Genomic DNA, 26,408 nt, shown 5'->3' on the forward strand with positions numbered 1-26,408 from the left:
TCAATACGGGTGATACTTTTCGTAACTTCTCACAGAATTGTACGGGAGCAGTAGGGTCTATGCGCGTTGGTGTAGAAGTCGGGGGAACCTTTACCGACCTGGTCGCAATCGGAAAGGACGGAGTTCGTGTTACCAAGGTGCCGAGTGTACCAAAGCGACCGGATGAGGGGGCCTTCAATGCCCTGGTGGCCAGTGAGCTCGATATCTCGGCCATTGAAGACTTGGCTCATGGCTCTACCGTAGCAACCAACGCTGTTCTGGAGCGCAAAGGTTTTCCAACAGCCTTCGTCACCACCCAGGGGTTCAGGGACATTCTGGCGCTGCAGCGCCATAATCGGAACTCCATCTACGACTTGGAATATCAGAAGCCAGCTCCGGTTGTTGCTCGGCTAGACAGTTTCGAGGTGGATGAGCGGGTTCTCTCTAGTGGAGAGATCGAGCGGCAACTTGACGAAGAGGCGGTCCTGCGCGAGCTGGTGCCTCGTCTGAAAGACGGGAATTACGAGGCCGTCGCGGTCTGTTTGCTGAATTCCTATGTAAATCCGTCGCATGAAGAAAAACTGCGCGAGCTTATCAAGCAGCAGCTACCGGACCTGCACGTGACCCTTTCCTCCGAAGTCACGCGTGAGTTCCGCGAGTTCGAACGGGCATCGACCGCTGCAATCTCGGCTTATGTGCAGCCCGTGATTGACCGCTACATCGGGCGTTTCGAGGATCGTCTCCAGGAACACGGGTTTCAGGGACGTTTCAGTGTCATGCAGTCCAATGGCGGACGACTTCCGGCTGAGGCCATGCGGCAGAGCGCTGTCACGGCACTGTTATCCGGGCCTGCCGCCGGGGTGATGGGAGCAACGCGCCAGGCGGGTCGCTCAGGATACAAGAACTTGATTACCCTGGATATCGGGGGGACATCGACAGATGTCTGTGTCGTGACCGAGGGCAAGCCGGAGTTGACCAGTGAATTCCATATCGATGGTCTGCCCATCCGCATCCCGGTCATTGATATCAATACTGTGGGAGCTGGTGGCGGCAGTATCGTCTGGATCGATGAGGGGGGTATGCTGCGTGTTGGTCCCCATTCGGCGGGCGCCGACCCTGGGCCGGCCTGTTACGGGCGTGGGGGGCAGCAGCCCACGATTACCGACGCACATCTGATACGACAGACCATGCGGCCGGAAGCCTTTCTCGGTGGGCGCATGAATATCGACGTCGAAGCTGCGCGCAGGGTCTTCGAACCCATTGCACAGCATTTCAACATGTCCCTGGAGGAGGCGGCTGACAGCGCGATCCAGCTTGCCAATGCCAATATCGTGCGCGCAATTCAGCTCATCTCGACGGAACGCGGCAAGGATCCTCGCGACTACGTGATGGTGCCCTACGGGGGCGCGGGACCGCTGCATGCGGCTCAGGTGGCAAAGGATCTGGGAATTGAAACAATCGTGGTGCCACCAAATGCTGGTGTCATGTCCGCCTATGGCCTGATTGCCTCCAATTTCGTCCAGTTCGAGAGTCTGACTCGGCGTGCGGTGGTTGACCAGAATGCCGGCGATCTCGTGCGCGAGACCTTCAAGTTCATGAAAGAGCGCGCGCTTGAACGTTTCGAGGGCATGGGGCTGAACAGCAACCTGCGTCTCGATTTCATTGCAGACATGAGGTTTGTCGGACAGGCTTTCGAAGTTCCAGTATCCTTGACGGAAGAGCAGATTGTAAATCTGGATACCGCAGAGATACGCCGTTTGTTCGGCAAGGCGCACCAGAAGATTTATTTCTTTGGCGAAGGTTCCGAGAAGCCCATAGAGTTTGTTTCCTTCCGACTGGGAACCACCGCGGAGCTGGATGATCTGCCCGTTCTCTCGGAAACCCCGGATTACCGTGTGGACGAAGGAGATATTGAACTTTTCGATCAGCGAAAGATGCACAAGGGCAAGCTGTTGAGCCGCAGCTCCCTGACGCCGGAGCGAACCCTCAAGGGTCCGCTCCTGCTCGAGGATCCAACCTCCACGCTCTTTGTCCCCGAGGGATGGGATGCTCGAAGCGATGACCAGCACAATCTCGTGCTTGAGAGGAGCGAGTAATGCCTGAAGGTAAGAGTGAAATCACCACGGAAACTGCACTGAATCCTGTTGATTACGCGGTCATCAGCCAGGGCCTGATTGCTGCGGCCCGCGAGATGGGGGCCAAGCTGATCCGCTCGGCCTATTCCACCATCGTGCGTGAGGCAGCGGATGCGTCCGCAGCTTTGCTGGATCGCGAAGGGAATGTCGTGGCCCAGGCGGAGTTGATCCCCATGCAGCTGGGTCCGATGGCGGACACCTTCCGGGCCTGCGCCGAACTCTATCCTGTGGATGAGCTGCAGGAGGGGGATTTCTATATCAACAACGATCCCTTTTCCGGTGGGCAGCACCTCCAGGATGTTTTCATATATTCTCCCATTTTCGTTGGGGGAGAAATCATAGGCTTTGCGGGAACGGTGGCGCACCATCTTGACCTGGGGGGCGGGAACCCAGGCTTGACCACCGAGGCGGCCGATGTTCATGCCGAAGGTTTTCTATTCCCGCCTTCCAAGTACAATCTCTACCGCGACTGGAGAGGCGGGCCGCTTGAACGACTTGTTTCGGCCAACATTCGTGTTCCGGCGCAGACGATCGGGGATTTCAATGCCCAATTTGCTGCCAATGCCATCGGGGGTGAACGGGTGGCACAGCTCTGCGAGAAATACGGCCTGAAAACCATACAGTCGGTAATGAACCAGTTGATGGACTACTCCGAGCGGCGCTTCCGTGCCGCGCTGTCGGAACTGCCGGAGGGAACCTATTACGGAGAGGATGCCATCGACGATGACGGCATCACGGAAGAACCGCTGGTGGTCAAGGCGGCTCTGACAATCGAGAAGGGAGAGATCACCGTCGACTTCGAGGGTACCTGTGCGCAGGTGACGCGCAATCTCAACTGCCCCTACACTTCCACCATCTCCGCAACCCTCTCGGCCATCAAGTCCGTTCTGACCAGCCCGGATATCCCATTCAATGAGGGCGTCAAGCGGCCGATCACGATTTCCGCTCCCAAGGGTTCGCTGTTGAATCCGAACTATCCGGCTCCGGTGCGTGCGCGTATGGAGGCGGGCTATCGCTGTTTCAACGCCGTCATGAAGGCGCTGGCGCAGATCGTGCCCGACAGGGTCATCTCAGGGGGCAACGATACGACCACGGTGACTGCCATCTCCCATCTTGGGGACGAGGGCTACCGCGTTTATCTGGAGGTCTTCGGTGGAGGCTATGGTGCATCGGCCCACAAGGATGGCTGCGATGCCGTGGACGCTCCCCTGTCAAACTGTGCGAACACGCCCATCGAAGCCACGGACATGGATTTCTCGCATTTCCGGATCATCGGTTACGGGCTGCTTCCGGATTCCTGCGGTCATGGCAAGTATCGCGGGGGCCTGGGCTTCTATCGCAGTTATGAGATCCTGAAGGATGGCGTGAATTTCGCAATCTATGCTGATCGGTTCCGCCTGTCGCCCTATGGCCTCTTCGGGGGCTCGGATGGCCAGGTCGCCCGCTGCGAAATCAAGCGGGGCGACGAGGTTATCCAGGTGAAGAGCAAGGACGGCATGGATCTGAAGAAGGGAGATATCCTGACTCTCTACACAGCTGGCGGAGCCGGCTATGGCAAGGCGGACGAACGCGATCCCGAGGCAATTCGCCATGATGTCAAGCACGGCTATCTGTCGCGTGAGATGGTGGAGAAGGCCTACGGAGTGGCAGTCTGACCCCTCGACAGTTTGTTGCCAGGGGCAGGACAGTGAATCCTGTCTCATAAAAGAAAAGCGTGATGAAAACACAGCAAGATGGAAGACACAGCGTAGGAATTGATATAGGGGGCACCTTCACCGATGTTGTCTGCGTCGGAGATGGCCAAACGCACATCTTCAAGCTACCCTCTACACGGCGGAATCCCAGCCTGGCCGTTGAAGCGGCCATACGGCAGCTGGCCGAGCAGCATGGCGTGGCTTCTGAGGGAATTGCACGTTTCGTGCATGGCACCACTGTGGCGACGAATGCAGTCCTAGAGCGTAAGGGCGCGAGGATCGGCCTTATCGCCACAGAGGGGTTCAGTGATGTTCTCGAGATCGGTCGGCAAATGCGCCGCCAAATGTATGACCTCAAGATACAGCCACAGACTCCTGGCTGGCTTGCTCCGGGCGTACGTCGAGTGGAAGTCAGCGAACGCGTGGCCGCGGACGGCAGCATCGTTGTCCCCATGGATGAGAAAAGCCTGCAAGCTGCAGTCCAGAAGTTGTTGGAACAGGAGGTTGAGGCCATAGCGGTCAGCTTGCTGTTCTCTTTCGCCAACCCCTCGCATGAACGTGCGGTGGCAGATTACATACACGAGGTGGCGCCTCAGTTACCGGTGTCTCTGTCCTCGGAGGTTGACCCGGCATTCCGGGAGTACGAGCGCACAGCCGTCACGGCCTTCGACGGTTACGTGAAACCGGTTGTCGATCGTTATCTCGAGAACATGGAGACTTCCCTACTTCAGGCGAAGATCCCGGCGCCTCTGCAGATCATGCAATCGCGCGGCGGATTGGCAGCTTCCCAGGTGGCGCGCCAGCGACCGGTGCGATTATTCCTTTCAGGACCGGCGGCTGGCGTAATCGGGGGGTCGGCCACAGCGCGTGCCGCCGGGTTCGAAGATGCCATCACCATCGATGTGGGAGGTACATCAAGCGATATTGCCCTGATCAAGAGCGGTGAAGCGCTGGTGCGCTCGGAAACCACCATCTCCGGCTATGCCGTACGTGTCCCCATGGTGGATATTGAGACATTGGGAGCTGGAGGGGGGTCCCTTGTCTGGCTGGATGCGGCAAAGGGATTGCGTGTCGGGCCTGAATCTGCCGGCTCGGAGCCAGGACCGGCCTGCTACGACCGGGGCGGCGAACGGCCAACCGTCACCGACGCGTCTGTGGTTCTGGGATATCTTGATCCGGCCTACTTTGCAGGGGGCACACTCACTCTAAAGTCCGAACTTGCTGAAAAGGCCATCCGCGAGCATGTGGCCGAGCCCATGGGATTGAGCGTAAGTGCGGCGGCTCTGGGCATCCACCGGATCGCCAACGCTCAGATGGCCGAAGGTATTCGCCTGGTATCGCTCAATCGCGGGCATGATCCACGAGAATTTGCGTTGGTTCCCCTGGGGGGTGCCGGCAGTCTGCATGCCGTTCCCTTGGCCGAGGAATTGGGACTGAACCGCGTCCTGGTGCCGCGCTATCCCGGTGTACTCTCGGCTGCCGGATTGTTGGCGGCGCCGGTTGAGCATGAAGTTTCAAGCGCATTCAACAAGCCACTCCAGGAAGCCGGACATGAGGAAGTAAGAGATTTTCTCTCCGAGCTCGACCGCAAGACGGCCGAACTCATGGCGGCGGAGAGTCTGGAGGGGCTGCAGACGGAACGACGGCACTTGGCTGACGTTTGCTATCTCGGGCAGAGCTATACCCTTGAGGTTCCGCTGGATATCGAGAACACCGAGCCCTTTGAGCGGCTCTACAGAGACTTCGAGGACATGCATCATCGCATCTATGGCCATGCCACGGGGGCCGGAGCGAAGTTGGTCAATCTGCGAAGCATCCATCGTGCCCACCTGCCCAGTACGGACCTGGCTCTGGAGGCGGTAGAAGGTGTGGCACTGAAGGGGCAGCGCAGTGTCTGGTTCCAGGGAAGTGACATACCGCAGGACGCCGCTGTCTATGACAGATCTCTCTTGAAGCAGGACGACGGCCCCTTGCGGGGGCCGGCCGTGATAGAACAGAGCGATACGACGGTTCTCGTGCCGCCGGGATGGCGCGGGCAATTGGTCGAGGGTGAAGCCCTCTTGCTGGAACAGGAGGCAACTGCGTGATGACTGTTGCTGGAGAAGAAACATTCGATCCTATCACTCTTGAAGTTGTCCGCAACAAGCTGGACGGCATTGCCGAGGAGATGGAGGTTACGCTGTTCAAGAGTTCCTGTTCCCCTCTGGTCAAGGAAGGCTTGGATGCGTCTGCCTCCCTCTTCACTCTGAATGGAACGACCCTGGCGCAAGCCTGCGCGGTGCCGATTCATCTGGGAACCTTGATCCCTGCCGTTGCGGAAATTCTCAGGACCTTTTCAGTAGAGGACATGGAAGAGGGGGACGTCTATCTGCTGAACGATCCCTATCATGGTGGTACGCATCTTCCCGATATTGCCGTGGCCATGCCCGTCTTTTCCGAAGGACGGCCGATTGCCCTCGCTGCAACCATGACCCACCATCAGGATGTCGGCGGAATGAGCGCGGGCTCGGTTCCGACGAATGCCACTGAGATCTACCAGGAGGGCCTGCGCCTACCGCCTGTGCGCTGGGCCAGGGCCGGGACATTCGATCGGACTCTGACGGACCTGCTGCGTCTGAATGTTCGCATTCCGGAGACCTTTATGGGGGATCTCAATGCCCAGATCGCAGCTTGCAAGGTCGGGGCGCTGCGCCTTGATGAACTGGCGCGCAAGCATGGGAACAACGCGCTTCTGACCATCTTCGGTCTTCTGATCGATCGTGCCGAACTGATGACCCGCGAGGCTATCCGGAAGATACCGGAAGGGACGTACCGGTTTGTCGACTGGCTGGATAATGACGGGATCGATATGGACAGCCGGGTGCGCATTGAAGTGGCTGCGGAGATTCGCGACGGCGAGATTCATTTCGATCTGACCGGTACCAGTGCCCAGGTCCGAGGGCCTATCAACTGTGTGCCTTCGGGCAGCTTGGCGGCCGCCTGTTTTGCGGTCAAGGCTGTAACGGATCCCCTCATACCCAATAATGGCGGCTGTTTTCGTCCGCTGCGTCTGACCCTGCCCGAGGGCAGTCTCGTCAATCCTCGTTCGCCTGCACCCGTGAATGCACGGACAGCGACCATCAAGCGGATTACTGGCTGTATGCTTTCCGCCCTGGCCCAGGCACTTCCCGACCGGATACCGGCTCCTCCCGCCGGGCAACTGCTGGTGATGGCCTTTGGTGGACGTCGGGCTTCAGGCGAGGCTTTCGTGACCGGGGAACTCATAGCCGGTGGCAGTGGAGCCGGCGAGGGAGTTGATGGCGTTGATGTCGTGGAAACCGATGCGACCAATTGTATGAATGTTCCGGCGGAATCCATGGAGATGGAAGCGCCAATTCGTGTTCACCAGTTGAGGCTTCGCCGTGATTCCGGAGGTGCCGGTGAAAACAGGGGTGGCTTGGGTCTGATCAAGGAAATCGAGATTCTGGATGCTGTGGATGGAGCTGTTAGCTTCTCTCACCGCGGCGAACGGCATTTCGTTCCGGCCCAGGGACTGGCAGGCGGAGGAGAGGGGCAATGTGCACGCTCTGAGATTCTACGCCTGGATGGGAGTCGTGAAACCATTTCCTCCAAGACCGTCACGCAACTCTACCCGGGTGATAGGGTTCTGGTGGAAACGGCTGGCGGTGGGGGGTGGGGAAACCCGCACACGCGTGACCGGCAAAAACTTAACGACGATATAGCCAACGGCAAGATCGACCTGAAAGCAGCCAACGAACTCTATGGTCGTGAACAGGCATAGTACCAAGGATATGGTTAGGGGACGATGACAGGGAACGAAAATTCAATTAGCCGATCCTGGCCCGAAAAAGTAATACGAATGCTTTCCAATGGGCTAACATTACTGGCCGGGATAGCGCTGCTTCTGATGATGGGGCAGATGGTACTTGATGTGTTCCTGACCTATTTCTTTCGGAAACCGATCCAAGGCAATCTTGAAGTGGTTTCCATTTATCACATGGTGGCTGTCGTTTTCTTGCCCTTGGCGATGGTGGAACTACGGCACGAGCATATTCACGTGGACTTGGTGGTTCGCTGGCTGCCACAGGTGGTACAGCGCGTGATCTATATTCTTGGTAGCCTGATCTCCGCAACCTTCTTTGCGATACTCGCTTATCAGACTTGGCTCGATGCCTTAAAATCCTATCGCATGGATGAGATCGTTATGGGGGCCGTCTACGTCACCATCTGGCCGGCAAAGTTCATCCTGCCCTTCAGTTTCCTGCTCATAATGTTGACAGTCCTTCTTCATGCCTGGAAGGCCTTGATCCATCCAGACTTTGATCCCAGTCCGGCATCTCCGGAAACGGAGGATACCAGCACTACACAGAGCGGAGTCTGAGGGTCAATCATGGATAATATTACGATCGGTTTCATCGGACTTGGTGCCGGGCTCTTCCTCATCGCGCTGCGTGTGCAGATCGGTGTTGCCGTGGGTCTTGTCTCGTTCATCGGGATAGCGGTGATTGCGAATATGCGTGCAGCCTGGGGCATGCTCACAGCCACACCCTTTCATTTCGTGGGTGACTGGAACCTGACAGCGATTCCCATGTTCCTTCTGATGGGGTATGTGGCCTCATCTTCGGGTCTGACCCAAGGTTTGTTTCGTGCCATGAGGATATTCATGTCGCGTCTTCCCGGAGGATTGGCTGTCGCCAGTGTGGGCGCCTGCGCGCTGATGTCCGCAGCTTCGGGGTCCAGTGTCGCGACATCGTCTTCCATGGCCCGAATAGCTACTCCGGAGATGCTGAAGTACGGCTATAATCCGGGTTTGGCAACGGGTGTGGTGGCAACAGCAGGAACCTTGGGATCGTTGATACCGCCCAGTATCCTGCTTGTACTTTATGGTTACTACGCCGAGGTTTCCATTGCGCAGCTCTTCATGGCCGGTGTTGTTCCGGGGCTGCTATCAGCTGCCATGATGGCCCTCATGATTGTGACCCGCGCAAGTATTACACCTTCCTTGGCTCCTAGGGTGGAAGAGAGTTTTTCCAGGGAAGAAAAGCTTGAAGCGCTCAAGGACATCTGGCCGCTTCCGGTTCTGGTACTCGGTGTCTTGGTCGGAATTTTCATTGGTCTGTTCACACCAACCGAAGCTGGCGCAATCGGTGCTTTCCTGGCCATTGTACTCGCAGTCGTGCGACGTGCTCTCAATTGGAGAGTTTTCAAGAATGCTATCGTCAGCACGCTTTCAAGTACTGCCAGTATCTTCATGGTTGTGATCGGAACTGTTCTGCTGGGCCGTTTCATGGCTATGAGCGGACTGCCGACTTTCATCGCGAGCGAATTGCTTGTGTTTGGCGGAGATCAATTGACCATAATTCTGATGGTAACAGCCCTGTACCTGCTACTAGGAATGTTTCTTGATTCCATAGGGATTTTGCTGCTCACACTGCCAATCATTTTGCCGATAGCCCGTGCCGCCGGGATAGATTTTATCTGGTTCGGGATAATCCTGGTGAAACTGCTTGAGATCGGCTTGGTCACACCTCCGGTTGGCCTGAACGTATATGTCATGAAGGCTTCACTGGGCAGCCTTGTGAGGCTGCAGGATATCTTCAGGGGCGTTTCCTGGTTCGTCGTGATCGAACTGGTAACGCTTTCATTGCTCGTAGCAATACCGGCCCTGTCCCTATGGTTGCCGGGAATTCTCAGTTAACGACGTCAGGGAGAGGATGATGCCAGTAAACCCGAACGAAATCGTGGTCTCGGCGATCCAGATCACGGCTGTGGATGGGGAGAAGGAGGCCACGGTCGGAAAGATTCTGGACCTTCTCGATACTGCAGGACAACGGGGAACGCAGCTTTGTGTATTGCCTGAACTCTGGACGGGATTGGGGTTCTCGGATGAGTCTGTCTATCGCTCGATCGCTGAGCCCATTCCGGGGCCTGTGACGCATCGCTTGGCTGAAAAAGCCAAGAAGTACGGGATGTATATAGCAGGATCAATGTATGAAGAAGCTGGTAGTGACTATTACAATACGACCCCTTTGATCACCCCCGAGGGTAGAATTGCGGGGAAATACCGCAAAACACATTTGTTTGATGCTCCCAATAGGACGGATATCCCTCCAGGCATCATGGAATCCAAGAAGGTAAAGGCCGGAGACAACCTTGATGTCTACGAGACCGAAGTGGGAAAGGTTGGTCTTTCTGTCTGTTCGGACCTGCGCTTTCCCGAAATTTATAGGGAGATGGCACTCAAAGGCTCTGAAATCCTGGTTTGTGCTTCAGCCTTTCTCAGTCCTCGATACGATCATTGGGAATTCTTCCTGCGGGCACGTGCAACGGAGAATCAGTGTTACGTCGTTGCCTCAGGACAGTACGGAACAGAGCCCAAATCCGGGCTTAGTTTTGTCGGCCGTAGCATGATCGTAGATCCCTGGGGCACTGTGGTGGCGACTGCGTCTGATCGTGAAGAGTGCGTGACTGCACATATTGACAGAGCATTTATTAAAGAAGTTAAGCAACGCTACCCGCTTATGGAGCAGCGTCTACCGGAATTATATCCAACTCTGAGAGGCGTGTAATACACAGCCCTTCTCTATTAAAGGGTCAACGCTTGCACATGAAAAAAGCCTCCCGCGGAGACCGCGGGAGGCTTTCTTTCGCCTGAGTGCAGCTTCTTATTGCATGCCGTAGCTGCTTTCGTCCACCTCAGCATAAAGATTGTCGTGAAGAATTTCTTTCAGCTTTTCGCCGTCAGTACGATCCACGCCTTTAAGCAGTTCGTCCCACTTGGCCAGAGTCTCCTCGAAACGCTTGATTAGGCCTTCTGGATCTTCCAGCCCGAACTGCTCCGTACCTTGCTCTATGGCAGTCTCGGGAGCCACGTTGTTGGCGAAATCGTTGACCGAAGCTAGCATTTCTTCGTTCGGCTCATGAATCGTCACTCCATGATCCGGTGCCTCCTCAAGTGCTTCCATGGAGGCGCTCTCGTAGGCGATAAGTGCGTCCACCAGCGATGACGAGATAGTGTCGAGCATAATGCGACGTTGGTTATCGTTCAGGCCTTGCCAGAAGTCGGCATTAAATGCCCATTCCCAACCAGCAAAATAGGATCCGAGCGGAACCAGATTCACGTACTCGGCAACGTCCCAAAGCGAACGGCTTTTCAAGTCATTCGCTGCATTTGCTGCGCAATCGAGTTGCCCACGCTCGAGACCCGTGAACATTTCCGAGGAAGGCACATTCACAGGGGTGGCTCCGACGCTTCGTGCCCAGTCTGCATGAATTGGGCCCGGCATGCGGATTTTCAGGCCTTCCAAGTCTTCCAGGTTGGCGACTTCCGTAGAACATATGAGGTGATACTGCGGTGTGGCGTAGCCGCCCGCAAAGATGATGCCCAACTCCTGGAATCGTGCCTGCATCTCAGGATCATTCATGTAGAAGTCTGTTACCGCAAAGCCTGCGGTCATAATATCGCGCAGTCCAAGGCCAAGAATGGAGAGAGTGTTGTCCTCAGGAAGATCGCTAGGGGTATATGTACCGGCATGGTAAGTCACCTGGGCGATACCATCCTGCAAACCACTCAGATGTGCGCTAGGGGGCAAGAGTGCAGAACCTGTGAAGAGGTTTGCCACCAGATCGCCATCGGAGGCTTCTTCCAGTTGCTCGACCCACTGAACGTAGCCTGCACCAGTTAGGGGGTGGGTATCCGGGAACCAGATACTGGCATTGAATTCGGTTTGGGCGCTTGCCGTTCCAGCCGCCAGTACGCCGGCGACAACTCCCAGTCCTGCCATCCATGTTCTTTTCATCGTTAGATTCTCCTGGTTGCTTTCACTGCATAATTCTCTTCTGAGTGAAAAAGTACCTTATATTATTCATTAAAGGATAAAAAATTTCAACCCGTATTGATAAATAGATAACGAAATTTCATCACCCTGTTTCCTGGCTTACTGTAGAGTATCGTGAGCTCGGGAGGGGTAAAGTGAGTTCATGATCTTTTGGGGATGTACGTACGGATCGAGTCCAAGAGACTCTCACGTTTCACTGGTTTCATCATCTGAGGTAACGTGGCCTCATGAGAATGCTCCAGGTGCTGCTGGTAACGGCTGCGTTCTCGACCTCGTACCTTCTACAACACCGGCCCCGTTTCCGGCGGGCCGTTGATCAGGTGGTCGGTGATGTAATCATAGGCGGCGTCCACGGAATCGGTGCGGTAGAAGAGGTCCAGGTCTTCCTTGTTGATGGTGCCGTGGCGCACCATGGTTTCCAGGTTGAAGACCTCGTCCCAGAACTCGCTGCCGAACAGCACGATGGGAATCTTCTTCTTCATCTTGTTGGTCTGCACCAGGGTCAGAAGCTCAAAGAGCTCATCGAGCGTTCCGAAGCCGCCGGGCATGGCGATGACCGCCTTGGCCAGATAGGTGAACCAGAACTTGCGCATGAAGAAGTAGTGGAACTCGAAGGCCAGTTCCTCGCTGACATATGTGTTCTCGAACTCCTCCCTGGGCAGGGAGATGGTCAGGCCGGCGGTGCGCGCGCCCACTTCGCGCGCCCCGCGATTGGCCGCCTCCATGATGCCTGGCCCACCGCCCGTGCAGATCACGTAACGCCCGGGGTCGTCCTCCAGCCCCATGGACCATTCGCTCAGCCGGCGCGCGAGTTCCCGCGCGGCCTCGTAATAGTGCGACATGACCTTCAGGTCTTCGGACTTATCACAGCTCTCGGACTGAGCTTCCTCTGCGCTGGGCACGCGGGCTGAGCCGAACATGACGATGGTGTCGCGCAGGCCCAGTCGTTCGAAGCGGGCCTGCGGTTCCGCGAACTCCGAGAGTATGCGCATAGAGCGTCCTTCGCGGCTGCGCAGGAAGTCGCTGTTCTCGTAAGCCTTGCGGATTTTCTTTTCACTTTCCATAAGGCGCGTTTACTCTTTGCACGGCCTGCTGGCAAGTGACCGGCTGTCGCAGTGCGCTGAAGGGCAGGAAGGGGATATTCCGATGCGAGGTCTGTGGGTCTGCCTGGTCCTGGGGCTGGGTATCACGCTGTCGCCCGTGCAGGGGGGCGCCGAGGCGGCGGATCAGGACAGCGCCCATGGCGCCCATACCGACTCTTCGGACAGCAGGCCGGTCCTCGAAAAGGATGCCCTGACCCCCTTCGTCGATCCGCTGCCCATCCCGCCGCGCGCCGAACCGGTGGGCAAGCATGAAGGGGCGCCGCTGTACGAGGTGACCCTGCGCCAGGTGGAGCAGAAGCTGCACCGAGATCTGCCGCCGACCCCGGTCTTTACCTATAACGGCGTCTGGCCGGGACCGACCTTCGATCTGCCGCACGGGGAAGAGGTCTATGTGAAGTGGCGCAATGCATTGCCAGAGCACTACCCGGAATGGCTGCCGGTCAACCTGAGCCATCATGTGCCGGACGACAGGATCCGGACGGTCACGCACCTGCACGGCGGCATCACGGAAAGCCGTTCGGATGGCTATCCCGTCTGGACCCAGGATCCCGGCGAGGAGGTGCTCTATCACTATCCCAACGGTGACGCCCAGGGCGACGGTGCCATGCTGTGGTATCACGACCATGCCATGGGCAATACGCGCCTGAACGTCTATGCCGGCCTGGCCGGCTTCTACCTGCTGCGCAATCCCGAGACCGAGGCGGAACTGAACCTGCCCTCGGGCGACTACGAGATCCCGCTGGTGCTGCAGGATCGCAACTTCAACGAGGACGGGACGCTGGTCTATCCCGGTGTCTGCCGCAACTTCGGGGTCGTGAACGGCGCCGTCTTCCCTTACCTGGAGGTCGAGCCTCGGCGCTATCGCTTCCGGGTGCTGAACGGCAGCAACTTCCGCATCAAGCGTCTGGCGCTGTCGAACGGTGCCAGCTTTTCCGTGATCGGCGGCGACGACGGCCTGCTGGCGCGTACGGTGGAGACGGATGAGTTGCTGCTGGCCCCGGCCGAGCGCGCGGACATCATTGTCGATTTCTCGGACATGGCTGGCGAGGAGGTCGTCCTGGAGAACACCACCTCCTGCTTCGGGCCACAGCGGGACGGCCAGCAGCGCATGGGGGACGTGGAGCTGCCCCACCTGATGCAGTTCCGGGTGGCCGAGCGCCGTGACACTCCGGATGAAAGCAGCATCCCGCAGCATCCCGTACCGGATGACGGGGAACTGGAGCGCATCCTGGCCGAAAAATCCGTGGAACGGGATATCACCCTGGACGAGCATGAAGACTTCCTGTTCCTGATCAATGACCGCCACTTCGATGAACCGGTGGAGATCCGGCCGCGCCTGGGCGAGTCCGAGGTCTGGAACATCGTCAACCTGACCGACGAGGCGCACCCCTTCCACATCCACCTGATCAGCTTCCGCATCATTGAGCGGGTGCCCTTCCGGCAGGGCGGTGTCGAGGCGTACATCCGGGACCGCGATGCCGGCCAGTTGAAGGACCTGGACAGCTACCTGGTCCCCGCACAGGCCGAGGCCCCAGCGCCGCAGGAAACGGGGCCCAAGGATGTGGCACTGGCGCCCTTCGGCTACGTCACGCGCCTGGCTGTGCGCTGGTACGGCTTCCCGGGGCGTTACGTGATTCATTGCCACCTGCTGGATCACGAGGACAACGACATGATGCGGCCCATCGAGGTGCTGCCGGCCGAAGACGCTGGACGGGCCGGGGCCGTGGATTGAGCTGCTGCGACCTTGAGTCGGCAGCGGAAGGGGCTTGCAGCTGGGAAAATATTTCGATATTTCTCGAAATATGGAAACAGAAAATGCCGTCGCCGCCCTTTCCGCACTGGCCCAGACACATCGCCTGGAGGTTTTCCGTCGGCTCATGACGGCTGGACCGGACGGACTGCCCGCCGGTGAAATGGCGGCGGAGCTGTCGATTGCCCCGAACACGCTGTCCAGTCATTTGAAGATCCTGGCTCAGAGCGGGCTGGTTCGCGCAAGTCGGAACGGGCGTTCGATCCTCTACTCCGTTAACTTCTCGGGCATGCAGGGGTTGATGAGCTTCCTGCTGCGCGACTGCTGCCAGGGACGGCCGGAGATCTGCGAACCGCTTCTGTCGACGGCCGGACAGGCCGCCTGCAGTCCGCCCCACCTGCCGCCGGAGAAGGAAGGCGGCCAACCAGAAAAGCAAAAGCCTCATGACTGAACCTCGCTACAACGTCCTCTTCCTTTGTACCGGGAATTCGGCACGCAGTGTCCTGGGCGAATGCCTCGTGAACCATCTAGGTGGTGGGCGCTTTCGCGGCTATAGCGCCGGTAGTCATCCCTCGGGCCGGATCTTCCAGCCGGTACTTGAGTTCCTGGAAAGCCAGGGCCTGGAGACCGGACAGCTGCGTTCCAAGAGCTGGGACGAGTTTGCAGCGCCGGATGCGCCGCTCATGGATTTCGTCTTTACGGTTTGCGATTCCGCGGCCAACGAGGTCTGCCCGGTCTGGCCGGGCCAGCCCATCACGGCCCACTGGGGCATGCCGGACCCCGTGGCCATGGCCGGGGATGAGCAGCGGGCCGTCCGGGCGGTGCAGGAGGTGGTCCGCATGCTGTCGAACCGGATCCGGCTGTTCACCAGCCTGCCGCTGGACAGCCTGGACCGCATGAGCCTGCAAGCCCGCCTGAAGGAGATAAGCCAGTATACGGACGAGCCTGCGCCTTCCTGAAGCCTGTTCAGTCTATTTTTGGAATGGAGAGTCCTGTTCACTTGCGCGGGCAAATCTATATGATGCCGCCCGCCTGACTGGTGCTCCCTTGAACCGGAGTGACGTCAGATACGAGATCATGACAGACGGGAAGGACCGATGAATCGACGCAAGTTCCTGAAATCCGCAGGCCTCGGTGCTGCGGCCAGCTCGACCCTCGCTACACCCGCCATCGCGCAGAGCCAGCCGCAGGTGCGCTGGCGCATGGCGTCCAGTTTTCCGCAGAGCCTTAAGATACTCTATCAAGGTGCGGAGCGGATGGCCCAGCGTGTTTCGGAGGCCACCGATGGCAACTTCGATATCCGGGTCTTTGCCGCGGGCGAACTGGTGCCCGCCTTCGAGGTGCTGGATGCCGTCAGCAACGACACCGTCGAGTGCGGCCATTCGGCCAGCTACTACTACGTTGGCAAGAACCTGGCCTTCGGCTTCGACTGTGCCGCGCCCTTTGGCCTGACGACGCGCCAGCAGAACGCCTGGATGTACGAGGGCGGCGGCATCGAGCTGGTGCGCGAGGTGCTGTTCGACGACTACAACATCATCAACCTGCCACTGGGCAACACCGGGGCCCAGATGGGCGGCTGGTTCCGCAATGAAGTCAATTCCGTGGAAGACCTCGAGGGACTTAAGATGCGCATCAGCGGTTTCGCCGGCGCGGTCCTGGAGAAGCTAGGCGTGGTGCCGCAGCAGATTCCCGGCGGGGATATCTATCCTGCCCTGGAGCGCGGGACCATCGACGCCTCGGAGCTGGTCGGCCCCTACGACGACGAGTCTGTCGGGCTCTACGAGGTTGCCGAATACTACTACTATCCGGGCTGGTGGGAAGCCGGCCCGCAGACGACCCTCTACATCAACAGGGATGCCTGGAACGAGCTGACGCCCGAATACCAGGCCATTCTTCAGGGCGCCGCGGCCGAGGCCAATGTGAAAATCACCGCGCGCTATGACGCAGAGAATCCGCCGGCCCTGCGCCGTCTCGTCTCAAAGGGCACACAGCTGCGCGGCTTCAACCGCGAGATCCTGATGGCCTGCTACAAGGCCACCGAGGAACTCTATGAAGAGCAGATGGAGACGAACGACAAGTTCCGTGCCATCTACGAGGAATGGCGCAAGTTCCGCGACGAGCAATACCTCTGGTTCCGCGTGGCCGAGAGCAGCTTCGACAACTTCGCCTTCACCGCCCAGGCGCGCCTGGAACAGGAAGAGGGCAACTGATCTGCCACGGTCCATGACCCTTTGCCTGCCAGGCCCCGCTTCGGCGGGGTCTTCGCGGCCTGCCAGGGGTGCATTTTTCCTATCCTGAACAGGCGCTTTGTGTATCATGCCCGCAAGGGTGGCCGGCGCTCAGCCGGAGCCGCCCAGTTCACAACAGGGAGGAGAATTCATGAATCGACGCAAGTTTCTAACCTCGGCCAGTGTCGGTGCAGGCGCCGCCGCGGCCACCAGCTTTGCCGCCCCGGCCATCGCGCAGAGCCAGCCACAGGTGCGCTGGCGCCTGGCCTCCAGCTTTCCGCAGGCCCTGGACACGATCTATGGCACGGCCGAAATGATGGCACAGCGTGTTTCGGATGCCACGAACGGCAACTTCGACATTCGTGTCTTCGCCGGTGGTGAGTTGGTGCCCCCCTTCGAGGTCCTGGATGCGACCAGCGAGGGCACGGTCGAGTGCGGCCACTCCGCCAGTTACTACTACGTTGGCAAGAACCTGGCCTTCGGCTTCGACTGTGCTGCGCCCTTTGGCCTGACGACGCGCCAACAGAATGCCTGGATGTACGAGGGCGGCGGCATCGAACTGGTGCGCGAGGTGCTGTTCGACGAGTACAACATCATCAACTTCCCCATGGGCAACACCGGGGCCCAGATGGGCGGCTGGTTCCGCAACGAGATCAACTCGGTCGAGGACATCGACGGCCTGAAGATGCGCATCAGCGGCTTCGCCGGCGCGGTCCTGGAGAAGCTTGGTCTGGTGCCGCAGCAGCTGCCGGGCGCGGATGTCTATCCAGCCCTGGAGCGCGGCACGATCGACGCCACCGAATGGGTTGGACCCTATGATGACGAGAAGCTGGGCTTCAACGAGGTTGCCGAATACTACTACTATCCGGGCTGGTGGGAAGCCGGTCCGCAGCTGACCCTCTACATCAACAAGGATGCCTGGAACGAGCTGACGCCCGAATACCAGAACATCGTCCAGGCCGCGGCAGCGGAAGCCAATATCCGCATGACGGCGCGCTATGACACCCTCAACCCAGTGGCCCTGCGCAGCCTGGTGTCCAAGGGCACACAGCTGCGCAGTTTCAACCGCGAGATCCTGATGGCCTGTTACAAGGCCACCCAGGAACTCTATGAGGAACAGGTGGAGACGAACGACAAGTTCCGCGCTATCTACGAGGAATGGCGCAAGTTCCGCGATGAGCAGTACCTCTGGTTCCGCGTCGCCGAGAACAGCTTCGACAACTTTGCCTTCACCGCCCAGGCGCGCCTGGAGCAGGAAGAGGAGGGCAATTGAGGCTGGGCTTGCCGTCCTTGGTAGGCCCTGGCCTTGATGATACTGGAAAGCCCCGCTTCGGCGGGGCTTTCTGTATCTCAGGTGTCAATGAGGGGCGATGGCTGTTTGCCCCGCTTCAAGACAACTCCTTGCGGAAAATCTCCATCAGGTCTGCCTTGTCTTCGAACCCGATACCAGGCAGGTCGGAGGGGCGGACCCGGCCGTTCTCAATAGGTGTGGAATCGGCGAACCCGCCAAAGGGCGCAAACACGCGCGGATAGGATTCGTTGCCGCCAAGCTTCAGTCCAGCAGCGATGTTCAGGGCGAACTGATGCCCGCCGTGCGGAATGCAGACGCGCGGTGAGATGCCGCGCAGGCGAAGCTCGTCGAGCATCCGCATATACTCGACGAGGCCATAGGAGAGAACCGGATCCATCTGCAGGATATCGCGATCCGGGCGGATTCCACCGTGGCGCAGAAGATTGCGGACGTCCTGATGGGAAAAGAGGTTTTCGCCTGTGGCCATCGGCTCTGCGTAGTTTTCAGCCAGAACGCGCTGAAGGTCGTAGTCGAGTGGATCGCCCGCTTCCTCATACCAACGCAGTCCGTAAGGAGACAGACCCTTCGCGTATGCCAGCCCGGCCTCAAGGTCGAAGCGGCCATTGGCATCCACTGCCAGGCGCTCCCCGCTGCCGACGACCTCCAGTGCAGCCTCGACCCGGCGCAAGTCCTTGTCCAGGGGCACGCCACCGATTTTCATTTTTGTCTCGGTATAGCCTGCGTCCAGGTAGCCGCGCATTTCAGCCTGCAATGTACTGAGATCAGAATCGGGATAGTAGTATCCGCCCGCGGCATAGACTGAGACGCTTTCATCGGGGGTGCCATCTCCGAAGCGTTCGGCGAGGAGTGTGGCGAGTGGCTTTTTCTCGACCTTTGCCACGATGTCCCAGATGGCCATATCGATTACGCCGACAGCGACGGATCGCTCCCCGTGTCCGCCGGGCTTTTCGTTGCGCATGAGCGTCTGCCAGATGCGGAAGGGGTCAAGATTGTGGCCCGTAGTGTCGAGCAGGCTGGCCGGATCCGCTTCCTTCAATCGCGGCAGGAAGCGGTGCTGCAAAAGACCGCTGGGGGCATAGCGGCCATTGGAATTGAAGCCATAGCCCACGACAGGCTTTCCGTCGATGAGCGTGTCGGTGGTGATGGCCAGGATGGAGACGTCCATGCCGGCAAAACTGATATAGGCGTTCTCAATGTCGGAGGCGATCGAGACTCGGCGCTCCTGAACGTCGGTGATCTTCATGACAGTTTGGTCCGGTGTTGGTTGTCTGCTCTCAGGATATATTGCGTCCTTGCGTTGACGTCATCAATCGAAGGTGATGGGTGGCGGCTCGTCGCCGCCGTCCAGGCCCATGTCCCCGGCCGGAATGTCGATCTCCACGTCGGCCGGATCCACGGCGGCAGCGTCCTCGATGCCGGTCACCAGTTCGGGAAAGGTGATGATCAGGCCGACCATGATCAGCTGCAGGGCCAGGAAGGGCAGGACACCCAGATAGATGCGCTCGGTGGGAATGTACTTCACCAGCCGGCCGGTGATGGCGTCGGTGTAGTCCTCCTTGGGTGCGACCGAACGCAGGTAGAATAGTGCGAATCCAAAGGGCGGCGTCAGGAACGAAGTCTGCAGGTTCACGGCCAGCAGGACGCCGAACCAGACCAGGTCGATGCCCAGGACTTCGGCCACGGGGGCGACCAGCGGCACGATGATGAAGGCCAGCTCGAAGAAGTCCAGGAAGAAGCCGAGCACGAAGATCAGCAGGTTGACCGCGATCAGGAAGCCGAGAGGCCCGCCGGGCAGGCTGGTCAACAGGTGCTCGACCCAGAGGTCACCGTCCACACCCCAGAAGGTCAGGCTAAAGACGCTGGCACCCACCAGGATGAAGATCACGAAGGAGGTCAGCTTGGCCGTGGCGTCCATGGCCTGCTTCAGGATGGGCAATGTCAGCCGGCGCTTGATGATGGCAAGTCCCAGGGCGCCGACGGCGCCCATGGCGCCGGCTTCCGTGGGTGTGGCCAGGCCCATCAGGATGGTTCCCAGCACCAGGAAAATGAGGGCCAGGGGCGGCACCAGCGAAATCAGGATGCGCTTGACCAGTTGGAGGCCGCGCAGGGTCCGGGCCTCAGGGGGCAGGGCCGGCACCGCATTGGGCCGGAAGACCGCGATGACCAGCACATAGAGGGTATAGAGCGTGATCAGGCCCAGGCTGGGCACCAGGGCCCCATGATACATGTCGCCTACCGAACGGCCCAACTGGTCGGACAGGACGATCAGCACCAGGCTGGGCGGGATGATCTGGGCCAGCGTGCCCGAGGCCAGGATCGTGCCGGTGGCGATCTTCTGGTCATAGCCATAGCGCTGCATGATCGGAAGGGAGATGAGTCCCATGGAGATCACCGAGGCCGCCGTGACGCCGGTGGTGGCAGCCAGGATGGCGCCCACGAAGACACCGGCAAAGGCAAGGCCGCCACGCAGGGGACCGAACAGCTGGCCGATGGTGTGCAGCAGGTCCTCGGCCATGCGGCTGCGTTCAAGAATCAGGCCCATGAAGGTGAAGAAGGGAATCGCGAGCAGGGTTTCGTTGCTCATGATCCCGTAGATCCGGTTGGGCAGGGCCTGCAGCAGGGCCGTGGTCAGCATGCCCAACTCGATGCCGATGAAGGCGAAGATCAGCCCGGTGATCGCCAGCGCGAAGGCCAGCGGATAACCGGACAGCAGGAAAACCACGAGTCCCGCGAACATGATCGGGGCCAGATAGCTTTGCAGCATTTCGATCATGATGGCGTTCCGGTCCCGTCAGTTGTCGCGGATGACGTCACTGTAGGACTGGCCGCTGCCCGGATAGGGAGCGTGTCCCGCCAGGAAGGCGATGCGCTTGATGACTTCGGAGAGGCCCTGAAGGCTCAGGAGGAAAAAGCCGACAGGCATCAGCAGCAGTACGGGCCAGCGGATCAGGCCGCCCGTGTTTCCGGACATCTCCATGCGTACGAAGGCGTTGTGGAACATGGGCCAGGACAGGACCATGATGAAAATCGCAACGGGCAGCAGGAAGAACAGTCCGCCAATGATGTCGATCCAGGCCTTGCGGTGCGGCGAGAAGCGCGCATAGAGCACGTCGATGCGTACATGCTCATTGCGCAGCAGGGTGTAGCCGGCCCCCAGCAGGAAGACGGCCGAGAAGAGATACCACTGAATCTCGAGCCAGGCGTTGGAGCTGAGGCTGAAAAGATAGCGCGAGATGGCGTTTCCGGCCGAAATCAGAACGACGATCAGGATCAACCAATAGACGCAGCGCCCGACGAAGCCGTTGAGGCTGTCGATCGCACGACTCAGGCCCATCAGGAATCCCATTTCTCCAGCGCCCTCCCGAAAAGAGCCGGTACGGTCGTTTCACGGATCCGCTGGTCCCCTGCCAGCGGTTGCCGCGCATATCCCGGCTCCGAATGCGGCGCGAAGCTACAGGAAGCCCATTTCCCGCGCAACCGCTTTGCCGGCCCTGCCCGGCTGCATTGCCGCTAGAGAGAAGAGTCCTGCAGTATCCCTGGCGCGCGTCGTGGGCAGCATCGGTTGATGTGCCGACCACCTTCTGTTGCGAAGGTGAAAGGAAAACTGTATAGAGATTCAATAAGTTAGGAAAGCTGAGGGGCCGTCACGACACGCCTTGCTCCTCCTGGACAAGAATCAGCCGCGAAGCGGTATCTGGGGGCTTCATGACACGCACGATCGCCGAGACCATCATCGACATGCTGGCTGAGGCCGGGGTGAAGCGCCTCTATGGCGTGACCGGTGACAGCCTGAACCTTCTGAACGACGCCCTGCGGCGCGATGGGCGCATCGACTGGATCCATGTCCGTCACGAGGAAGCCGGCGCCTATGCCGCCATGGCCGAAGGCATATTGGGCGGGCTGGGCTGTTGTGCCGGCAGTTCAGGGCCCGGTCATGTGCATCTGATCAACGGGCTCTACGATGCCCACCGCTGGGGCGCGCCGGTGGTGGCATTACCCTCGACGATCAGCCGTTCGGATTACGGCATGGAGTCCTTCCAGGAGACCGACCTCAGCATGTTCGATGGCTGCAGCTGGTACAACCAGCTGGCCCAGACGCCGGAGCAGGCGCCACGCATGCTGCAGCAGGCGATCCAGCACGCACTGACCCGCAAGGGGGTGGGTGTCTTCGGTTACGGCGGCGACCTGTTGCCCGAGAAGCTGCCGGACACGGCCATTGTCTCGCCGTCCTATCGGCCGCACACGGTCGTGCGTCCGGGCGATGGCGACCTGGATGCGCTGGCAGAACTGCTTTCGGGGGCCGAGCGTCCGATGATCTATGGCGGTGTCGGCTGCGAGGGGTCCCATGCCCTGGTGACGGCCCTGGCCGAACGGCTGCAGGCGCCGGTGGGCTGGACCCTGAAGGGCAAGATGGCCCTGGAGCATGACAACGCCCATGGCATCGGCATGACCGGTTTCATCGGCGGGAAGGCCTGTGCCGATGCCATCGCCCAGTGCGATGTGCTGCTGTTGCTGGGCACCGACTTTCCCTGGAAGGATTTCCTGCACACCAAGGCACGCGTGGCTCAGGTGCTCACCCACGGCGAACGCCTGGGGCGGCGCACCCATGTGGACATGGGCCTGGTCGGTTCTGTGCATGCGACGCTGGAGGCGCTCGTGCCGCGTGTTGCCTATCGCGGAGACGACAGCTTCCTGCAGGACCGGCGCAAGGTCTATAAGGAGGATCTGGAAAACCTGGCGCGCCACGAGCAGGAGGCCGGCACACGCAATGCCATTGGACCGGACTATCTTGCCGCCCGCATCGACGCTCATGCCGATGACGATGCGATCTTCACCACCGACACCGGCATGACCACTGTCTGGGCGGCCCGCCATCTGCGCAGCACCGGCCGGCGCAGCATGCTTGGCTCCTACTCCCACGGCTCCATGGCCAGCGCCATGCCTCAGGCGATCGGGGCGGCCCTGGCCGGCAACGGCCGGCAGACCGTGGCGCTCTGCGGCGATGGCGGACTGTCCATGCTGATGGGCGATTTGGCCACCATCGGCCAGTACCAGCTGCCGGTGAAAGCCGTCGTCTTCAACAACGGCACGCTTGGCATGGTCGAGATCGAGATGCAGTTGGCCGGTATCCCGAATTACCAGACGGAGCTCTATAATCCCGACTTCGCCAAGGTGGCCGAGGCCTGCGGCCTCAAGGGTGTCACCGTCGAGGATCCGGAGCAGGTGGACGCGGCGGTCAAGCAGGCCATGGCCCATGACGGACCCATCCTCCTGGACGTGAAGACCGACCGCAATGCCGTGGCCATGCCGCCGCACACCAGCCTGAAACAGCTGGAAAGCTATGCACTCAGCGAGGCGAAGATGGTCCTGGAGGGACGCGGTGCCGAGGTCCTGAAGCAGGTGCGTGCCAACCTGAAGTACCTGCGCGATCTCTAGGGGGCGCAGGATCGCGATGTAAACCAACAACAGCTGGGGCAGCGAAGATGCGTGATAGCGAAACCATTCTGGGTGCCTTCCGGGGACTGCCGGGAACCCGCCGGGCGATCGTGCCGGTCCTGGCCGCACTCCTGGCAATCGTCTTCCTGTTGGCGGGCTTCTGGGACGCCGCCTGGCTGTGGGGGCTGGTGCCCTGCCTGGCGGTCCTGGCCCTGGCCGTTCATGACGTGCGTCAGCGAAGTTATGCTGTCCTTCGCAACTATCCGGCGGCCGGCTGGGCGCGCTATTTCTTCCAGAGCCTGCGCCCCTACCTGCGCACCTATATCGTCGAGGGCAATCGCGAGGGGCGTCCCTTCAACCGCGAGCAGCGCACGCTGGTCTATCAGCGGGCCCGGAACGAGGCGGACAACCATCCCTTCGGCACGGAACTTGACGTCTATTCCAGTGAATACCGCTGGCTGACCCACTCGATGGCCCCGGTCGAGCCGGACACCGAGGACCCGCGCGTGGACATCGGCGGCTCCGAGTGCGCAAAGCCCTACAACGGCTCGATCCTCAACATCTCGGCCATGAGTTTCGGCGCTCTGTCAGCGCGGGCCATCGAGGCGCTCAACACCGGTGCGCACCTGGGCAACTTCGCCCATGACACGGGCGAGGGCGGCATCAGCCCCTATCACCGAAAGGGCGGCGGGGACCTGATCTGGGAGGTCGGCTCGGGCTACTTCGGCTGCCGCGACGACCAGGGGCGCTTCGATCCGAACCTGTTTCAGGAAGCGGCCAGCGCGGAGCAGGTGCGGATGGTCGAGATCAAGTTGAGCCAGGGCGCGAAACCCGGGCACGGCGGCGTGCTGCCGGGCCCCAAGGTGACGCAGGAAATTGCCGAGACACGCAAGGTACAGGTAGGCGTGGACTGCGTTTCGCCGGCCGGGCATTCGGCCTTCTCGACCCCGCGTGAGCTGCTGGAGTTCGCCGCACGCATGCGCACGCTCTCCGGCGGCAAGCCCGTGGGGGTCAAGCTCTGTGTCGGTCATCCCCACGAGGTCTTCGCTCTGGTCAAGGCTATGCTGGCCTCGGGCATTTACCTGGACTACATCGTGGTGGACGGGGCCGAGGGCGGCACCGGAGCGGCCCCCATCGAGCTCAGCAATCACGTGGGCCTGCCGCTCAACGACGGCCTGGTCATCGTGCGCAATGCCCTGATCGGCGCCGGTTTGAAGGACCGTGTGCGCCTGGGGGCCAGCGGCAAGGTCTACTCCGGCACCGGCATCGCCCAGGCCATCGCCCTGGGGGCGGACTGGACCAATGCGGCCCGCGCCTTCATGTTCTCGGTCGGCTGCATCCAGTCCATGCGCTGTCACACCGACACCTGCCCCACCGGCGTGGCCACCCAGGACCCCGGGCGCCAGCGGGGTCTGGTGGTCGAGGACAAGGCCCAGCAGGTGGCGCGTTTTCACCAGAAAACCGTGGCCGCCGCGGTCCAGATCGCGGCCTCGGCCGGGGTCAAGCGCATCCATGACCTGGAGCCGCATCACCTGTTCCATCGCATCAGCCCCACGGCGGCACGCATGGCCGATGAGATCTATCCCTTCGTCGGCCGCAATCAGCTGGTGGAGGCCCCCGAGGACACGCCCTATGCCCTGGCCTGGCAGGCCGCCGATCCCGACAGCTTCACCGCCCGTCACAACATCGGCGACGCCCATCGCCAGCAGGCTCTGCAGCGCTTGTCCTGAGAGCAGGATGGCAGTTCAGATTATTGAGTTACACCCTATGCGTTATCCTTTTTTCGTAAATTTCTTGAATTTTAAGTATTTTATATTATCCAGCGGAGAATAAAATGGAGAATTTTATCTTATTTAAAATATTAAATAATGTAAGTAACATTCTCCCAGCTACAGTTGTGGCGGCAGTAATTCTGTTTGTATTAAAGGAAATATTGGAGGAAATCCGCCGTAGGAAGCAAAATGCACGCAAACGCAAGGCTGTGCGTCGCCTTATTTCTGATGAGATAGAGCGAAATAAATTCACAATAAAGGTATTGCGTGACTGTATATCCTACATTGAGGAATCTATTTGGGATGAAAATTCACAGATTTTAATTCGAATTGGAACTCTTGGACAAAGATACTTTCGACAGGAAGGTAGTGGTGGATATCGGAGGGAGATGCCTATTAGACAGGTTCATAACATAGCACTTTCTTCTAATCTATTTGAGGTGGCAAAAATTGACGAAGAAATTTTTGATCGAGCACTTGATTTAAGTGATACGCTAAAGGAGCTTGATCATGTTTTACAATCTATGATTGAGTTTGTGTCAAATGGTGAGAGCGCTGCTTTTCTTGAGGGATTTGTTGATTATGCAAAGGGAGTGCTCGATGATTGTGAAAACAAAATTAGCTCTTTTTATAAATTAATAACAAAAAAAGAACTAGAGAATCACCGCATACGATAATCAATGAATTATACTATAATACTCAGGTTGGATGGTTTTGTGGATTATAGGAAAAAATTACTGTATATGTGAGTGATCACTTATTTTTATCATCTATATAATTTATTAATTTCATCAAAAAAAATATTATAAAAATTCAATTGCGCTTACTTCTATAGCAACTCATATCCTAATTTCGATGGGTTTACAGTGCTATGGATTGACACAGCAGGTCTTGGCGCTACCCTAGCAGTAAGTGTCTATACGTTTCGTATGGGAGAGATCGGGAAGTTTCGGCTTCCCGGCGCCGAAGGAGCAACCGCCCCGGAAACTCTCAGGCATCCAGGACCGTACGGAACAGGCACCTCTGGAAAGCTGAAACGGGATCGGACAGGGTTCCCGGTCACGTTTCACACCGATGGGGAAAGCCGTGTGCGAGACTCTTGCGCCGGCCAATCTCTCAGGTCCGAGGACAGAGGGGGCAATGTCGCCTGATGGCGGCCGG

General features: G+C 59.1%; 20 protein-coding genes and 2 riboswitches. Of the genes, 15 read left to right on the forward strand and 5 right to left on the reverse strand.

All coding sequences use genetic code 11. From position 1 onward, the window contains the following. The first annotated feature begins 59 nt into the window (after positions 1-59). The 7 genes from G502_RS0114310 (at position 60) to G502_RS0114340 (ending at position 10,377) form a co-directional block, all read left to right on the forward strand. On the forward strand, positions 60-2,075 hold the full coding sequence (locus tag G502_RS0114310) for a hydantoinase/oxoprolinase family protein (protein WP_022729365.1): 2,016 nt from the start codon (positions 60-62) through the stop codon (positions 2,073-2,075). Continuing rightward, complete coding sequence (locus G502_RS20410; protein WP_022729366.1) at positions 2,075-3,769, forward strand: hydantoinase B/oxoprolinase family protein; 1,695 nt, start codon at positions 2,075-2,077, stop codon at positions 3,767-3,769. Before G502_RS0114310 ends, G502_RS20410 begins: the two co-directional genes overlap by 1 nt. Positions 3,770-3,831: 62 nt before the next feature. After that, a complete protein-coding gene (locus G502_RS20415; RefSeq protein ID WP_022729367.1) occupies positions 3,832-5,895 on the forward strand; it encodes a hydantoinase/oxoprolinase family protein in 2,064 nt (687 codons plus the stop codon). Beyond that, positions 5,895-7,589 carry a hydantoinase B/oxoprolinase family protein gene (locus tag G502_RS20420; protein WP_022729368.1) on the forward strand — a complete coding sequence of 565 codons (1,695 nt, stop codon included), beginning with the start codon at positions 5,895-5,897 and terminating at the stop codon, positions 7,587-7,589. The genes G502_RS20415 and G502_RS20420 overlap by 1 nt, the downstream gene beginning before the upstream one ends. 24 nt (positions 7,590-7,613) lie before the next feature. Continuing rightward, complete coding sequence (locus G502_RS0114330) at positions 7,614-8,189, forward strand: TRAP transporter small permease (protein WP_022729369.1); 576 nt, start codon at positions 7,614-7,616, stop codon at positions 8,187-8,189. Positions 8,190-8,198: 9 nt separating this feature from the next. After that, positions 8,199-9,506 (forward strand): TRAP transporter large permease, encoded by a 1,308-nt coding sequence (locus tag G502_RS0114335; protein WP_022729370.1) that lies wholly within the window; start codon positions 8,199-8,201, stop codon positions 9,504-9,506. A gap of 16 nt (positions 9,507-9,522) precedes the next feature. Beyond that, positions 9,523-10,377, forward strand: coding sequence for a carbon-nitrogen hydrolase family protein (locus G502_RS0114340; protein ID WP_022729371.1), 855 nt, complete (start codon positions 9,523-9,525; stop codon positions 10,375-10,377). Positions 10,378-10,473: 96 nt separating this feature from the next. Here G502_RS0114340 and G502_RS0114345 read toward each other — a convergent pair whose 3' ends face one another. Then, positions 10,474-11,607 (reverse strand): C4-dicarboxylate TRAP transporter substrate-binding protein, encoded by a 1,134-nt coding sequence (locus tag G502_RS0114345; protein ID WP_022729372.1) that lies wholly within the window; start codon positions 11,605-11,607, stop codon positions 10,474-10,476. 320 nt (positions 11,608-11,927) lie between these two features. Continuing rightward, positions 11,928-12,710, reverse strand: a complete 783-nt coding sequence (locus G502_RS0114350) for an LOG family protein (protein ID WP_022729373.1) — start codon at positions 12,708-12,710, stop codon at positions 11,928-11,930. Between the two features lie 82 nt (positions 12,711-12,792). Here G502_RS0114350 and G502_RS0114355 point away from each other — a divergent pair, with 82 nt between their 5' ends. From G502_RS0114355 to G502_RS0114375, 5 genes are all read left to right on the forward strand, one after another. Continuing rightward, positions 12,793-14,481 carry a multicopper oxidase family protein gene (locus G502_RS0114355; RefSeq protein WP_051152270.1) on the forward strand — a complete coding sequence of 563 codons (1,689 nt, stop codon included), beginning with the start codon at positions 12,793-12,795 and terminating at the stop codon, positions 14,479-14,481. A 70-nt stretch (positions 14,482-14,551) separates the two neighbouring features. Continuing rightward, positions 14,552-14,950, forward strand: coding sequence for an ArsR/SmtB family transcription factor (locus G502_RS20425; protein WP_051152283.1), 399 nt, complete (start codon positions 14,552-14,554; stop codon positions 14,948-14,950). Then, positions 14,943-15,458 carry an arsenate reductase ArsC gene (locus G502_RS0114365; RefSeq protein ID WP_026989518.1) on the forward strand — a complete coding sequence of 172 codons (516 nt, stop codon included), beginning with the start codon at positions 14,943-14,945 and terminating at the stop codon, positions 15,456-15,458. Before G502_RS20425 ends, G502_RS0114365 begins: the two co-directional genes overlap by 8 nt. 138 nt (positions 15,459-15,596) lie before the next feature. Then, positions 15,597-16,709: a TRAP transporter substrate-binding protein gene (locus tag G502_RS0114370; protein ID WP_022729375.1), complete on the forward strand. Its 1,113-nt coding sequence runs from the start codon at positions 15,597-15,599 to the stop codon at positions 16,707-16,709. A 169-nt stretch (positions 16,710-16,878) separates the two neighbouring features. After that, on the forward strand, positions 16,879-18,000 hold the full coding sequence (locus G502_RS0114375) for a TRAP transporter substrate-binding protein (RefSeq protein WP_022729376.1): 1,122 nt from the start codon (positions 16,879-16,881) through the stop codon (positions 17,998-18,000). 115 nt (positions 18,001-18,115) lie between these two features. On the opposite strand, the gene G502_RS0114380 is transcribed toward G502_RS0114375, so the two are convergent. The 3 genes from G502_RS0114380 to G502_RS0114390 form a co-directional block, all read right to left on the reverse strand. Beyond that, positions 18,116-19,282, reverse strand: a complete 1,167-nt coding sequence (locus tag G502_RS0114380; RefSeq protein WP_022729377.1) for a mandelate racemase/muconate lactonizing enzyme family protein — start codon at positions 19,280-19,282, stop codon at positions 18,116-18,118. A gap of 63 nt (positions 19,283-19,345) precedes the next feature. Continuing rightward, on the reverse strand, positions 19,346-20,812 hold the full coding sequence (locus G502_RS20430) for a TRAP transporter large permease (RefSeq protein WP_022729378.1): 1,467 nt from the start codon (positions 20,810-20,812) through the stop codon (positions 19,346-19,348). Between the two features lie 18 nt (positions 20,813-20,830). Next, positions 20,831-21,385, reverse strand: coding sequence for a TRAP transporter small permease subunit (locus tag G502_RS0114390; RefSeq protein ID WP_022729379.1), 555 nt, complete (start codon positions 21,383-21,385; stop codon positions 20,831-20,833). A gap of 359 nt (positions 21,386-21,744) precedes the next feature. Between G502_RS0114390 and G502_RS0114395 the strand changes: the two genes are divergently transcribed. The 3 genes from G502_RS0114395 (at position 21,745) to G502_RS22320 (ending at position 25,924) form a co-directional block, all read left to right on the forward strand. Continuing rightward, complete coding sequence (locus G502_RS0114395) at positions 21,745-23,475, forward strand: thiamine pyrophosphate-dependent enzyme (RefSeq protein ID WP_022729380.1); 1,731 nt, start codon at positions 21,745-21,747, stop codon at positions 23,473-23,475. 47 nt (positions 23,476-23,522) lie between these two features. Further along, complete coding sequence (locus G502_RS20435; protein ID WP_022729381.1) at positions 23,523-25,205, forward strand: FMN-binding glutamate synthase family protein; 1,683 nt, start codon at positions 23,523-23,525, stop codon at positions 25,203-25,205. 104 nt (positions 25,206-25,309) lie between these two features. After that, entirely contained in the window at positions 25,310-25,924 is a 615-nt protein-coding gene (locus tag G502_RS22320; protein WP_155957867.1) for a hypothetical protein, read from the forward strand. Between the two features lie 243 nt (positions 25,925-26,167). Further along, positions 26,168-26,264, forward strand: a riboswitch (glycine riboswitch). 1 nt (position 26,265) lies between these two features. Next, a riboswitch (glycine riboswitch) is annotated at positions 26,266-26,388 on the forward strand. Positions 26,389-26,408: the final 20 nt, after the last annotated feature.

It is taken from the genome of Fodinicurvata sediminis DSM 21159 (assembly GCF_000420625.1).
Classification (GTDB): Bacteria; Pseudomonadota; Alphaproteobacteria; order Kiloniellales; family DSM-21159; genus Fodinicurvata; species Fodinicurvata sediminis.